Annotated in this window: 9 protein-coding genes; 2 read left to right on the top strand and 7 right to left on the bottom strand. The window is 39.6% G+C overall.

Going from position 1 to position 13,382, the window contains the following annotated elements:
- Positions 1 to 147 precede the first annotated feature (147 nt).
- Positions 148 to 1,923, bottom strand: a complete 1,776-nt coding sequence (locus tag EAX61_RS06340; RefSeq protein ID WP_121916826.1) for an AMP-dependent synthetase/ligase — start codon at positions 1,921 to 1,923, stop codon at positions 148 to 150.
- Between the two features lie 165 nt (positions 1,924 to 2,088).
- Positions 2,089 to 4,470, bottom strand: coding sequence for a M14 family metallopeptidase (locus EAX61_RS06335; RefSeq protein WP_121916825.1), 2,382 nt, complete (start codon positions 4,468 to 4,470; stop codon positions 2,089 to 2,091).
- Positions 4,471 to 4,789: 319 nt separating this feature from the next.
- Here EAX61_RS06335 and EAX61_RS06330 point away from each other — a divergent pair, with 319 nt between their 5' ends.
- Positions 4,790 to 5,119: a DUF3140 domain-containing protein gene (locus EAX61_RS06330; protein WP_121916824.1), complete on the top strand. Its 330-nt coding sequence runs from the start codon at positions 4,790 to 4,792 to the stop codon at positions 5,117 to 5,119.
- Positions 5,120 to 5,125: 6 nt separating this feature from the next.
- On the opposite strand, the gene EAX61_RS06325 is transcribed toward EAX61_RS06330, so the two are convergent.
- From EAX61_RS06325 to EAX61_RS06310, 4 genes are all read right to left on the bottom strand, one after another.
- On the bottom strand, positions 5,126 to 5,533 hold the full coding sequence (locus EAX61_RS06325) for a DUF2721 domain-containing protein (protein ID WP_121916823.1): 408 nt from the start codon (positions 5,531 to 5,533) through the stop codon (positions 5,126 to 5,128).
- Between the two features lie 83 nt (positions 5,534 to 5,616).
- Complete coding sequence (gene purL / locus EAX61_RS06320; RefSeq protein WP_121916822.1) at positions 5,617 to 9,354, bottom strand: phosphoribosylformylglycinamidine synthase; 3,738 nt, start codon at positions 9,352 to 9,354, stop codon at positions 5,617 to 5,619.
- 106 nt (positions 9,355 to 9,460) lie between these two features.
- Positions 9,461 to 10,498: an endonuclease gene (locus tag EAX61_RS06315; RefSeq protein ID WP_121916821.1), complete on the bottom strand. Its 1,038-nt coding sequence runs from the start codon at positions 10,496 to 10,498 to the stop codon at positions 9,461 to 9,463.
- Positions 10,499 to 10,524: 26 nt separating this feature from the next.
- Positions 10,525 to 11,751, bottom strand: coding sequence for an RsmB/NOP family class I SAM-dependent RNA methyltransferase (locus tag EAX61_RS06310; RefSeq protein ID WP_121916820.1), 1,227 nt, complete (start codon positions 11,749 to 11,751; stop codon positions 10,525 to 10,527).
- A gap of 68 nt (positions 11,752 to 11,819) precedes the next feature.
- Between EAX61_RS06310 and EAX61_RS06305 the strand changes: the two genes are divergently transcribed.
- Positions 11,820 to 12,932, top strand: coding sequence for a WD40/YVTN/BNR-like repeat-containing protein (locus EAX61_RS06305; RefSeq protein WP_121916819.1), 1,113 nt, complete (start codon positions 11,820 to 11,822; stop codon positions 12,930 to 12,932).
- On the opposite strand, the gene EAX61_RS06300 is transcribed toward EAX61_RS06305, so the two are convergent.
- Complete coding sequence (locus EAX61_RS06300; protein WP_121916818.1) at positions 12,929 to 13,378, bottom strand: sensor of ECF-type sigma factor; 450 nt, start codon at positions 13,376 to 13,378, stop codon at positions 12,929 to 12,931. The two genes, EAX61_RS06305 and EAX61_RS06300, sit on opposite strands and share 4 nt — an antisense overlap.
- Positions 13,379 to 13,382: the final 4 nt, after the last annotated feature.

Here is a 13,382-nt window from a genome sequence, read left to right as displayed (position 1 = left end):
GCTATCTAAAAGCAGACTGATAACTACTAACTGATAACAAATAGCACTTGTAAAACATTTACGATTGAATAATAGAAATAGCCCTTAATAAAAAAAGACTGTCCGAATAGTTTTCAGACAGCCTCTTTTTAGATATTAGATATTCAATTATAGTTTATTTCCGTAAATATCAATGTATAGGTCTTTATAAATCTCCCGTATCACCTTTCTTTTTAATTTCATTGTCGGGGTAAGGTGTCCAGACTCTACACTCCAGGCATCTTTCGTTAGACGGAATACTTTTACCTTTTCCCATTTAGCAAAGCTTTCGTTAGCCTCGTCTATTTCTTTTTGATAGCGTTTTAGGACACGTTCGTTTACAATCAGTTCTTCGTGATTAGCATAGGTAATATCCTTTTTCTTAGCCCAATTTTCGAGGTATTCAAAATTAGGTTGCACAAGTGCGGCAGGCATTTTTTCTCCATCACCTATAACCATTATCTGTTCTATAAATGTAGATTGTTTAAGCCTGTTTTCTAATAACTGTGGAGCTACATATTTTCCTCCAGATGTTTTGAACATTTCCTTCTTACGATCTGTAATTTTAAGGAAGCCATCTTCGTCTATGTTACCTATGTCACCGGTATGGAAATATCCGTTTTTTATAACTTCATCAGTCTTTTCTTGGTCCTTGTAATAGCCCATCATTACATTGGGACCTTTTACGAGAATCTCACCATCTTCTGCAATCTTAACCTCTACACCAGGAAGCAATTTTCCTACTGTACCTACTCTAAAGCCACCATCACGCATATCATTTACGGAACATACTGGAGAAGTTTCTGTAAGACCGTAGCCTTCCATAATTCCCATTTCTGCTGCGTTAAAAATTCTAGCAAGTCTGGGCTGTAAGGCTGCACTTCCTGAGGCGATAAGTTGTAGGTTTCCACCTAGCCCTTCTTTCCACTTTGAGAAGATTAACTTTCGCGCAAGCGCTAGTTTCTTTTCGTACCACCAGCCGTTTTGACCATAAGGTTGGTATTCTAGGCCTAAATCTACTGCCCAGAAGAATAGTTTTTTCTTGACACCAGTAAGATCTGCTCCTTTTGCAATAATCTTATCGTATACTTTCTCAAGCAAACGTGGTACAGCAGTCATTACTATAGGCTTTACTTCTTTAAGGTTATCACTTATTGTCTCGAGCGATTCTGCAAAATATATAGAAACGCACCTATATTGGTACAAATACATTAACATACGCTCATATATGTGGCATACTGGTAAAAAGCTAAGGGCCCGCACATTATCTGGAGGTATAGGAAGTCTTTCTGAACTTGCGAGCGCGTTACTCACGATATTTTTGTGAGAGAGCATCACTCCTTTAGGTCTTCCTGTAGTTCCAGACGTATAAATAAGCGTTGCAAGATCCTCGGTTTTAACAGCAGCCATATGTTGCTCTACTTCCTCTTGATTGCTTTTATCTGCTCCAAGTTCTAAAACTTCAGACCAGTTTTTACAATTGTCTAAAGTGTCAAAGGAATAGACCTCAACTAATGATGGAACTTGGTCTTTTATCGCCATTACTTTATCTCTGACCTCCGTACAGGAAACAAAGCAATACTTAGACTCAGAGTGATTGAGTACATAAGCATAGTCCTCTTGAGAAATTGTAGGGTAAATAGGAACATTCTGAGCTCCAAGTTGTAAAATCCCTATATCACAGATATTCCATTCTGTACGGTTGTTCATAGAGATTATGGCAATCTTATCGTTTGCCTTAACGCCTAATCGTAGTAACCCACGACTCAGGGCATTTGCTTTATCTATATATTCTTGAGTTGAGGTACTGATCCACTTTCCATCTTTCTTAATATTAAGGGCGTCAGGCAGGTTCTTCTTTTCAAGTTGATAATAAGGGAAGTCAAAGAGTCTCGTAATTTCCATATGTTGCTATATTGAGTATGCAAAATAATAAAAAAAGGCGTCTTTTGTTGCCGAATTCATAAAATGAGTTCCAAATAAATTACGAATTTCTTAGTACGTTGATTATCAATAAAAAAGCCTCTCATAATTGAAAGGCTTTTTCGTAATTTCAATTTTGTTCTAAATTTATTTTTTTATGACTTTAACGGTTGTCACTCTTCCTTGGGACTTGAGCTGTACAAAATACATTCCGCTGGCGTAAATGCTGTAATCTATGGTTTGGTTACCGCTCAAGTTTGATATTGTTTTAATGCGTTGTCCCTGCAAATTGTACATTGTCATTGTATAGTCATTTAATGATGTTACAATATTAAATGCATTGGAAACAGGATTAGGGTATGTTGAGAACGCTTTCGCGAAAGCGGTATCATCAACACTCAATTCTTCATCCTTAAGAACCGTAAACTCTAAATCGTCAAAATAGAATCCGTCTGCTGTATTTCCGCCATCCGTCACTAGCTGAAAACGTGCTAGGATGGTATTATCTAGGTAAGCGCTAAGATCAATTTGCTCTCGAATCCAGTCATTCTGAACACCATCGTATAAAGGTTGTCCTTCGTCTTGAGCAGTTGCACCCGTCGAGGTAAATTCCCCACATTGTGCTTCCCAGTTATTTCCACCGTCTGTAGAAATCTGAAATTGGACGTAATCAAAGTTTGCCTCAATATCCCATCGTGCTTGAAAACTTACCGAGGCGCTGATTGCGTCCGTTAACTCGATAGGCTCCTTAAGCTCAATAGTATTATTTTCATTGTTTCTGTAATTCCTATTAGGTGAATCTGTAATAGAACTTGAAGGAGAGACGAAAAATGAGCTTGTAGTGCCCCAAGAATCTGTGTCAAAATTTACCGACACGCTATCACCTTCATCTGTAAATACTTGATTTGCTGATCCGTATATTTTTTCTACTCGCAGCGCGGTGTCATATAAACCGTTATTTATTATGAGTTCATATACAACGGGATCACCATAAGTAGTAGCAGGGTCAATCTCATAGGTGATAATTCCAGTTTCTATTGCGAGAAGCTCAAGATTATTAAAATTTACGGGAGTCCCAGAATTTGTAATATTTTCCGTGATAGGGTTGAGAGAGACCGTAAAATTACCATCACCACTAACGCTGAAGTTTTTAATTTCAAAACTTGCAATCGCGCTCGTTTCATCACCAGTAAACAAAGCTGCTGTCTCGTGTAAACGACCGTAGTTGTTTGCCATTCGAGCAGCCGTTATATTTTGATACATCATTTCCTTACAAACGGGATCAATATTACCTGCTGGTGGCCAGAAGGAAGTTCCTATTTCTGGAGTAAATGCAAATATGGGATTGTGAGTGCCCACAGTACCATACATAAAATCATCACTATCTCCGGAGAAACAACAATCTCTTAATTCAAAATAATCATTTCTTGAGGTGAGTTCTGCTGCCATATCTACAAAAATGGCCTCGTCTGGTGTTGCCTGACCATTGTATGCAAATGGATAATATAACAATTCGCCAGAGGTATGACTGTTAAGTGCAATCACAAAGTTATGTTGCTCCAGCAACCATTTTATAGCTTGATTTTCTACTTCTGAAATTGGGCTTGGGCCTCTGTAAATATCTGATGATGGGTTGCCAGAAGAGCCACTTCCGCCCCAAACACCGTTATCGGAATCTCCGTTTATAAAGTAATCGTAATTTCTATTATTATCTACTCCATTTCCATTTTTACGATTTTTACGCCAGAATCCTCCTCCATTAGGATTAGTAAACTCATTATGTAAATAGCCATCAGGATTAACTATTGGTACAAAGTATAGTTCCGTATTATCTACAATACTTTTTATCTCTTCGTCGGTATCATAGTTTTCTAACAAATACCACATATAGTATATGTTTTGCATCAATGACATGGGTTCTCTAGCGTGATGAATTGAAGTGTATAGAATCTCTGGTTCATTCTCATCGGTGTCTGCATTATCACTTATACGCACCCATTTTATACCATTACCACCTATGGATGGTGTCACAGCATCATTGGGTTGCCCTTCGGTTACAAAATCATTTATGTCAGACGGTTCAGAAATAAGTTCTGGATACAATGCTCTCATGTCATCGAGCTCATCCAGAACTTCCTGATATGTAAGGTATCCCCCCATAGAACCTTGATTAAAGTTTGCTGGAGTCGGGTAGTCATTACCTAAGTCTCCATCACAACTTGAACGTTTGTAAGTGCTTTTGTTTGTTCGATTTTGCTCTAAAAATAACGCTCTAGCATCTGCAACCAAAACATCCACCTGGAAGCCATTGCTACGAATTAGTTCTAAATCATTTTTTGAAAATTCTGCTATGAGGTAGTGGTCTTTCTTTCTAATCCCATGATCAGTAGCAATACCTAAGGCATCAAGGCGACTTAAATCTATATCTTCATTAAACGAAATTTTTGCACGTTGATAAGTTTCTCTTTCCATTTGAGCAACGCTAACCGTTGTAAATGCAAGGATTATTAAAAATAAAAAGTGTTTCATGAAGTCTAAGATTTGTGGGGAATAAGAATTTTGGTAACAAATTGTAACTATATAACATTTTAAGTAGTGATTTTCCTACTTGAAATGGGTAGTAAATGTACAACTAATCACAAAGATAATATTCTGTCGATCTAACGATAATGCTCATTAATGCTATGTTTCAAAAAAAATAGATTTATCTAGTCTGCTTTTGTAAAAAGAGTTATTGCCGAGACTAAGCTCAAGATAACTATGTGTTTTTAGAGTATTTAACATCAATTTTTATTTTCCCTAACGCTCAGGAGGGCATAAAATCCAGAACTTTATAAAAATTTGAGTTATGTCAAAAACAAATGAAGAAATTTACGACGAATTCTACGACCTAGTTAATATGACGCCAAGTGCGCTCGAAGATTGGTTAGAAACAGATAAGTCAAAAAATGTAGGTCAGGATAGTGGTGATGGAGAAGCTATAGGTCATAAAAGCGGAAAAAAAATCATCAAGATTAAACGCAAGAAAAAAGATGATTTAACAGATACCAATTATGAGCATATGAATAAGGTTGTAGGGTATATAAAACGTCACAAGGCTCAAAAACCAGATGGAGATATCAAAGAATCAGACTGGAGGTACAGTCTTAAAAATTGGGGACACGACCCGATGAAATAGAAAATCTTACTCTTTTTTAGAAAGATTTTCCATATCGCCCAGATGCACCTCAAGCGCCTCTACCGAAATCTGGATTTCACGAATCAGTAATCCGAGTGAAATAATAAGACAGATTAGCCCCGCTCCAAAAGCCCAAACAGCAATACCTTGTTGCCCTACATAAATTAAGAACATTGTTAGGACGCAAAGCAACAAACTCACAATTCCAAATATTTGCATAGATCTTGTAAGATATAAACGCTTTCTAAGGTTTTGGATTTGATATTCTAGTATATCATTTTGTTCCACTTTGAACTTTTCGCTCAGGCTACGAATCAATGCAGCATAAGCAAGAAATCTATTGGTGTAAGCCAGCATTATCAAAGAAATTGCCGAGAAGAGTAGGGCTGGGGTTGTTAGTGTGAGTGCTTCCATAAATTTTTAAATATTTGAGCTATTAAAAAAACCGATATTCATATTGCGAATACCGGTTTTTGTATTGTTTTCTAATTACTCAATTAGCTGTTTTTTTCTACCCAAATCCGTGCATTTACAAACGCCTCTACCCACGGACTTACTTCATCAGAGGCTCCTGCTGGATAATGAGCCCAATTCCAGGGAAAAATAGAGCGCTCTATGTGTGGCATCGTTGCAAGGTGTCTACCCGTTGGGTCACAAATCATTGCGGTATTGTAATCTGAGCCGTTGGGATTTGCTGGATATCCATCATATCCATATGTGGCAACAATGTCATAATCTTCTTGCGCCATCGGTAGGTTAAAACGACCTTCACCATGTGAGATCCAAACGCCCAGCGTTGTTCCTTCCAGAGATGACAGCATGATACTATTGTTCTTTTGTATTGATACAGAGGTAAAGTTACTCTCGTGTTTTTGGCTCCTGTTATGTTTTAATTTTGCTAGATTTTTATGTTCCGGATTTATGAGATCCAGCTCTAAAAACAACTGGGCACCATTACAAATTCCAACAGAAAGTGTATCCTCACGGGCAAAGAAATTCTTTATCGCCTTATTTGCCTTATCATTATACTTTATGGCTCCTGCCCAGCCCTTTGCAGAGCCTAAAACATCACTATTAGAAAAGCCTCCTACAGCGCCCAAAAATTGAATGTCTTCTAAATTCTCACGCCCTTCTATAAGATCCGTCATATGAACATCCTTCACGTCAAAACCAGCTATGTACATCGCATTTGCCATTTCGCGCTCAGAGTTACTTCCCTTCTCGCGGAGTATGGCTGCTTTTGGTCTAGGTTTTGCCGGGTCTACCGTAGGTCGTTTTCCTGTAAAATTAGCTGGAAAATTATAATGTAAAGGTTGCTCCTTATAATTGTCAAATCGGTCTTTTGCAAGGCTATTTGCAGTTTGCCTATCATCTAATAAATATGAGGTCTTAAACCAAGTATCGCGCAGTGAGGCGATATTTAATCCTATTTCAACGCCATTACTTTCTATCACGAGTTCTGCCGTTTCAGTTACTGTTCCAATTTTGGTGAATGCAACACTATTATCAGTAAATACTTTCTCGACTGAAGCATCTGCCTGGAAAACAACTCCTGCATTTTCGGCAAATAGTAATTTTATGATATCTTTTTCTCCAAGTGCGGTAAAATCTAGTTTTGCTCCCAAATCAACATCTGCAAAGCAAAGTTCTAGGAGTGTTGTGATTAATCCACCACTCGCAACGTCGTGTCCCGCTTGTATTTTATTATCCTTAATAAGGTTTTGTAAGGTGTTAAACGCTTTCGCGAAAGCGACATCATCCACCACCGTAGGCGCTTCATTTCCTATCGTTTTACATACTTGTGCAAAACTAGAACCTCCTAGTTTGTGTGTATCACCAGACATATTAATGTAGTAAATGGCTCCGCCGTCTTTTTGTAAAACAGGTTCTACGACCTTATTAATATCATTACAACTTCCAGCCGCCGAAATAACTACCGTTCCAGGTGCGATAATGTCGCCATCTGGATATTTTTGTTTCATGGAGAGGCTATCTTTCCCCGTAGGAACGTTAATGCCTAGGTTGATTGCCATTTGAGAAATTGCCTCAACCGCTTTATACAAACGAGCATCTTCTCCTTCATTTTTACAAGGCCACATCCAGTTTGCCGAAAGACTAACCGATTTTAAATTATCCTTGAGCGGTGCCCAAACGATATTTGTAAGTGCCTCTGCAATACTGTTCTTACTTCCCGCCACAGGGTCAATAAGACCGCTCACAGGCGAATGGCCTATAGACGTTGCAATACCTTCGGCACTTTTAAAATCGAGTGCCATTACACCTACATTATTAAGAGGTAATTGCAGTGGTCCGGCACATTGTTGCTTTGCCACGCGACCACCTACACAACGGTCTACTTTATTCGTAAGCCAGTCTTTACAGGCCACCGCTTCAAGTTGTAACACTTGTTCTAGGTAATCGTGAAAGTTTTCTAATTGATAATCAGGATTTTTATAGGTTCTAACTACGGTCTTGTCTGTCATCACCGTTTTAGGCGAACTGCCAAACATATCCTCTAGGGCAAGATTCATAGGACTTCTGCCAGTGGATTTGCTCTTAAATGTAAATCGATGATCGTTAGTAACGTCCCCTACGGTATACATAGGAGAGCGTTCACGGTCTGCAATGCGTTTTAGGGTGTCAATATCCTGTTTGCCTATCACAAGCCCCATACGTTCTTGGGACTCGTTTCCTATAATTTCTTTGGCAGAAAGGGTTGGGTCGCCCACAGGTAATTTATCTAAGTCTATAAGTCCGCCAGTGTCTTCTACAAGTTCAGAAAGGCAGTTGAGGTGACCTCCAGCGCCGTGATCGTGTATAGAAACGATAGAATTTATATCACTTTCTACCATCCCGCGTATGGCATTTGCCGCACGTTTTTGCATTTCTGGGTTGGAACGTTGTACAGCATTTAACTCTATTCCAGAATCAAAAGCGCCAGTATCTGCACTGGAAACAGCGGCACCTCCCATCCCGATGCGGTAATTTTCTCCACCGAGGATGACAATTTTATTTCCTTCTTGTGGTACATCTTTTATCGCTTGATCACGTTTCCCGTATCCAATACCTCCAGCTTGCATAATCACTTTGTCGTACCCTAATCTTCGGCCATCTTCTTGGTGTTCAAAGGTGAGGACAGAGCCTGCAATTAAAGGTTGTCCAAACTTGTTTCCAAAATCTGAAGCGCCATTTGAAGCTTTTATAAGTAAGTCAATCGGGTTTTGGTACAGCCACTTGCGCTCCTCCATATTCTTTTCCCAAGGGCGATCTCCTTCTAGTCTTGAGAAGGGTGTCATGTAAACTGCCGTTCCTGCAAGAGGTAAAGAACCTTTCCCTCCGGCTAGACGGTCACGTATTTCTCCTCCAGATCCTGTCGCAGCACCATTAAAGGGCTCTACTGTTGTCGGGAAATTATGAGTTTCGGCTTTGAGGGAGATAACACTATCAAAATCTTTTTCTGTGTAAAAATCTGGTTTATCGGCCGTATTTGGAGCAAATTGAGTTACTCTTGGACCTTCTACAAAAGCAACATTATCTTTATAGGCAGAGACAATTGTATTAGGATGAACCTTTGAAGTTTCTTTAATGAGCTTAAATAGAGAAGAAGGCATTTCCTCACCGTCTATAACAAATGTTCCATTAAAAATTTTATGACGACAGTGCTCTGAGTTCACCTGGCTAAAGCCGAAAACTTCAGAATCTGTAAGTGGTCGTCCTATTTTTGTTGCTACACCTTCAAGGTATTCTACTTCCTCATCACTAAGCGATAACCCCTCTTGCTCGTTGTATGCCGCAATATCTGAAATAGGAAGAATAGGATCGGGAGTCACATCTATTTTAAATATATCTTGATTTAATGTCCTATATTCTTGAGAAATCATAGGGTCGTACGATGGCTTGCTTTCGGTGACGACTGTCGGTGTGCCCTCTATGGACGGAAAAGGTTGCGTGTTTGTTTGTAGTGCTGCTGAGTCCGCTTTCGCGAAAGCGGAAAACTCTTCAATCCTCACAATACCCGAAATGCCCATATTTTGAGTAATCTCCACTGCATTTGTACTCCACGGAGTGATCATCGCAGCACGAGGGCCAATAAAAAAAGCGTCAATATGAGACGCTTCTATTTTTTGAGAGTTGCCGAAAAGCCATACAAGCTTTGCGGTATCTTCTTGATTAAATTCTTGAGTTGCTTGCACCGCATAAACAGTGCTGTTAGGGTTGCCAAAGAAGTGGATCATTCGTTGTGTTTTGTAGCGTGTGACAAAGCACAAATTTAAACGTTTTATACGAAAAAAGCACGCTGTATGAAGCGCGCTTTTTGATATTGTCAACAGGTTTTCAGACCTATCTTACTATTAATTTCTGTACTGTCTTCTCAACCTGCACGAGGTACATTCCCTTTGCAAGATTGCGCACTGGGATAGAGTTATTTAATTGTGCTTTTGCAAAAGTGGACTCATACACTTTCTTTCCAGTGATATCAAAAACAGTGATGTTCTTAAATGGTGTTGCGCTTGATATCGTTGTTAGATGTCTAGCCGGATTAGGATAAAGACTAAAAGAGATGGCATTCTCATCTGTCACACTAAAGGTTCCCCAAAGGTCCTCAGCCTGAACACCTCCCCAAATCCTTGTAGCAAGCGCAGGGTTATCTATAAAAGGATTGCGACTTCCGTACTCAGTCTCCAGCTGTGGATTGCGCTGCATTTCTACCTCAGAAACTGGATCTTCTGCATTCCATTCTAAGAATAGTTGGAGCATTTCCGTACTTCCTTGTGTGGCACCTACACCTACAAATTCGGGTAAGCACCGCTCTCCATAGCGTAAATACATAAACATCACGATTCTAGCTGCATCTCCTTTCCAGGCGTCGCCAGGATACCAGTTACCACTGCCGACATCTCCAGAATTTCCTGATCCGTCTGCAAATTTCTTAGAACCTCTATTCCCGTTGCGTTGTACGTCACTAGGTCGCAGGTTGTGCGGGTCTGCCACAATTCCATTAGAACCATTACTCGCACTACCCATAGGAGGATCAGAAAGACTTCTCGGGAAGGTGTGTTCACGGTTATACTCGCAAGCATTTCCACCAAAGTTATCATTGTCTCTTGTGAGGTCTGTCGTACAGTCACCATCATTATCATTAAAACCATAGATGAGCAATACCTCAGAGCTGTCGTCTGGATTTGCATCTGTAATTTTAAGAGTATCCCTAAAGTCGCCGTATGTATAGTTTGCGTTGAGACCAGAGGAAACTTTATCTTGAAGTTCGTTGTAAAGTGACTGACCTTCTAAAGTAATATCGACATCATCATAGTAAGATTGCTGTGCAATACTGGTGAGCCCGATGAGTAAAAGTAATAGGGTAATTTTCGTTTTCATAAGCTACTTTCCTTTTTCAAGGATTTTTATTTTTTCTCTTCTTTTTTCTTTTCAAGTAACGCCATATAAAATCCATCATAGCCAGATTTTGCAGGGCTTACTTTTTCGTCTTTTACTAGTGTAAAATCTGCACCTTCTGGAGTTGCTAAGAAATTTCTTACTTGCTCTTGGTTTTCCCGAGGAAGTATCGAGCAAGTAGCGTATACCATTTTTCCGCCAGGTTTTAAAATCTTGCTGTATGACTCCAATAATTGTGCCTGACGTCGCATTACTTTTTCTAGAAAAGATTCTTCTAGCTTCCACTTTATATCTGGACTACGCTTTATAGTCCCAAGACCAGAGCAAGGAGCATCTATAAGGACACGGTCTGCGGTGCCATAAAGTTTCTTGAAAACCTTTGTACTGTCTATAACACGAGGCTCGATGTTATGTGCTCTGGCGCGTTTTGCACGACGTTTTAGTTCTTTTAGTTTACCCTCGTAAATATCCAAGGCGATAATCTGCCCTTTATTTTCCATCAAGGCAGCAAGATGCAATGTTTTTCCTCCAGCACCTGCGCAGGTGTCTACCACGCGCATTCCTGGCTTTACATCTAGAAAATGTGCTACTTTTTGAGAAGAGGCATCTTGCACTTCAAAGTGGCCTTCTTTAAAAATAGGAGTGGTAAAAACATTCTTACGTTCTACCAGTTGTACGGCATCTGGATGCCCATCTACTAGAGTCGTGTCTATTTCTAAATCTGCAAGATTATTTCTTAAATCTTTCGGAGTGGTGCGCAATGCATTTGCTCTCAGAACAACAGGAGCTTGCTGGTTAAGTGCTGCAAGTTCTTTATCCCATTGCTTTCCTAGTGCCTTCTCACCTAATTCATCTAACCAATCTGGTATGCTTTCGCGAAATTTTCTAATCTTAGAAAGCTCGTCAAATTTTCCTTTGATTCGTCTGGTCGGGATAGGCTCAAACTGTTTCCAATCTGCTGGTATTTCAATACCGCGTAGGGTTGCCCAAACAGCAAATATTCTAAAGAGATCTTGACGGCTGTACGGAGCTTTAACATCTGCAATTTCTGCATAAAGGCGTTTCCATCGTACAATGTCATAAACGGTTTCTGCGATAAAACCGCGATCACGTGCACCCCAGCGTTTATCCCTCTTAAGCGTTCCTTTTAAAACTTTATCGGCCTGCTTTTCTTCGTTAAATATTTCATTCAACGCATCTACTGAAGCAAAGACCAAATTCCTATACAATCTCATAATCTCAAATATGGCGCAAAGGTATTGCTTCTAAAGGGAATAGTGCTATTTTTAAGCAAAATTTAAAGATGAGATATCTCTACTATTTGGTAGTTTTTGGAACTTTTTTAGGCGGTTGCAAAAACGTACAAACTAATGTTAATAATAACGTATTGGTTGAACGTGCTCACAATTTTACTAAAGTGGACATCGAAGTATTGCGAAAAGATTCCTCAAGCATAAGGGCAGTAGATGTTTCTTATAACGGGGTGATGTACGCAGGAAGTAATGGGCATTACGGCTATTTTCCAATAGAGAGCCACCTCAAAACTAAAAAGGGAGATGTACTTCCTTCAATTTTTAACGAGGATCGAACTGGAGTTGTAAATTATGAAGGAAAGCTATTAGCATTTAGATCTATTGCGAGCACCAAAGAATATTTTTTTATCCTAAGTATCGAAAGTCCAGCTTTATTATACCGAATTACAAAGAAGTCTGGGGAAATTGAACTTATTTATAAAGAAGACCACGAGAAGGCCTTTTACGACGCAATGACCTTTTGGAATGACGACGAAGGGATTGCAATGGGCGACCCAACAGAGAACTGCCTATCAGTTATAATCACTAGAGATGGAGGAAAGTCGTGGTTCAAAGTCCCTTGTTCAGATTTACCTGAAATTGTTGAAGGAGAAGCTGCTTTTGCGGCTAGCGATACAAACATAAAAACAATAGGAAATCACACGTGGATAGCCTCTGGTGGAATAAAGTCAAGAGTTTTTTACTCCTCCGATAGAGGAAAAACTTGGGAAGTTTACGATACGCCTATTGTACAGGGAGCTCCGACAAAAGGCGCATATTCTCTAGACTTTTACGATAGGGAGAGCGGGATTATCTATGGCGGAGACTATACAGAGCCAGATGCAAATACAAATAACATAGCGGTTACCTCAGATGGAGGAAAGACTTGGGAAACTATTGCGAGCGGAACAAATCACGGATATAAAAGTTGTGTTCAGTACGTACCTAATAGTGATGGAAAGGAACTTGTTGCCTTAGGGTTTACGGGAATATCATACTCTAAGGATGCCGGTGAGAGCTGGCAGGAATTGTCCAAAGAATCTTTCTTGAGCTTCCGCTTTTTAAATGACTCTGTAGCCTACGCTGGTGGCAGAAACACTTTTGCACGATTGACTTTTCGTTAATTGCGGTCTGGTCTTGAGCCTTTTCTGTCACCCCTTAATTGCTTAATAAGCTTGCGTTTAAAATCTTCTTCAGCTTTTAAAAGAACAAGGGTCTTTTTAGAAGAAAGCGTGTTCTTAAGTTGCGTTATAAGTGTTTCCCTCGCACTGTTCTTGTCTTGATCAGCCTTGAGAATGGTGCGCAACGCATCTTTGGCCTGTGTTTCTGAGAGTTGCTCCCAATCTTCTTTTAATGATCGCATCATTGTACGTTCTGTATCGCGTATTTTATCCATTTTGGCCTCGTATACGTTATAAATGGGCCAAAACTCTTGAGCTTGTTTAGGAGTAAGTTCCAGTTCTTGACTGATGTGAGCTACCTTAAGTGCCTTAATCTTCTCCTTACGATCCTCTTGAGCCGCTAGTGATGCTGTAATAAAAACAGCAAGTATGAGCATTTTTAATTTCATAATT

The organism is Dokdonia sinensis (genome assembly GCF_003688895.1).
Taxonomy (GTDB): domain Bacteria; phylum Bacteroidota; class Bacteroidia; order Flavobacteriales; family Flavobacteriaceae; genus Dokdonia; species Dokdonia sinensis.
The sequence above is the reverse complement of the archived record's forward strand: the minus strand, read 5'-3'. Positions and strand labels throughout refer to the sequence as shown.

What these genes read in the sequence shown, in the direction of transcription:
- EAX61_RS06305 (WP_121916819.1), top strand. Translation starts at nt 11,820, where the DNA reads ATGAGATATCTCTACTATTTGGTAGTTTTTGGAACTTTTTTAGGCGGT.
- EAX61_RS06330 (WP_121916824.1), top strand. Translation starts at nt 4,790, where the DNA reads ATGTCAAAAACAAATGAAGAAATTTACGACGAATTCTACGACCTAGTT.
- EAX61_RS06335 (WP_121916825.1), bottom strand. Translation starts at nt 4,470, where the DNA reads ATGAAACACTTTTTATTTTTAATAATCCTTGCATTTACAACGGTTAGC.
- EAX61_RS06315 (WP_121916821.1), bottom strand. Translation starts at nt 10,498, where the DNA reads ATGAAAACGAAAATTACCCTATTACTTTTACTCATCGGGCTCACCAGT.
- purL (WP_121916822.1), bottom strand. Translation starts at nt 9,354, where the DNA reads ATGATCCACTTCTTTGGCAACCCTAACAGCACTGTTTATGCGGTGCAA.
- EAX61_RS06325 (WP_121916823.1), bottom strand. Translation starts at nt 5,533, where the DNA reads ATGGAAGCACTCACACTAACAACCCCAGCCCTACTCTTCTCGGCAATT.
- EAX61_RS06340 (WP_121916826.1), bottom strand. Translation starts at nt 1,923, where the DNA reads ATGGAAATTACGAGACTCTTTGACTTCCCTTATTATCAACTTGAAAAG.
- EAX61_RS06310 (WP_121916820.1), bottom strand. Translation starts at nt 11,751, where the DNA reads ATGAGATTGTATAGGAATTTGGTCTTTGCTTCAGTAGATGCGTTGAAT.
- EAX61_RS06300 (WP_121916818.1), bottom strand. Translation starts at nt 13,378, where the DNA reads ATGAAATTAAAAATGCTCATACTTGCTGTTTTTATTACAGCATCACTA.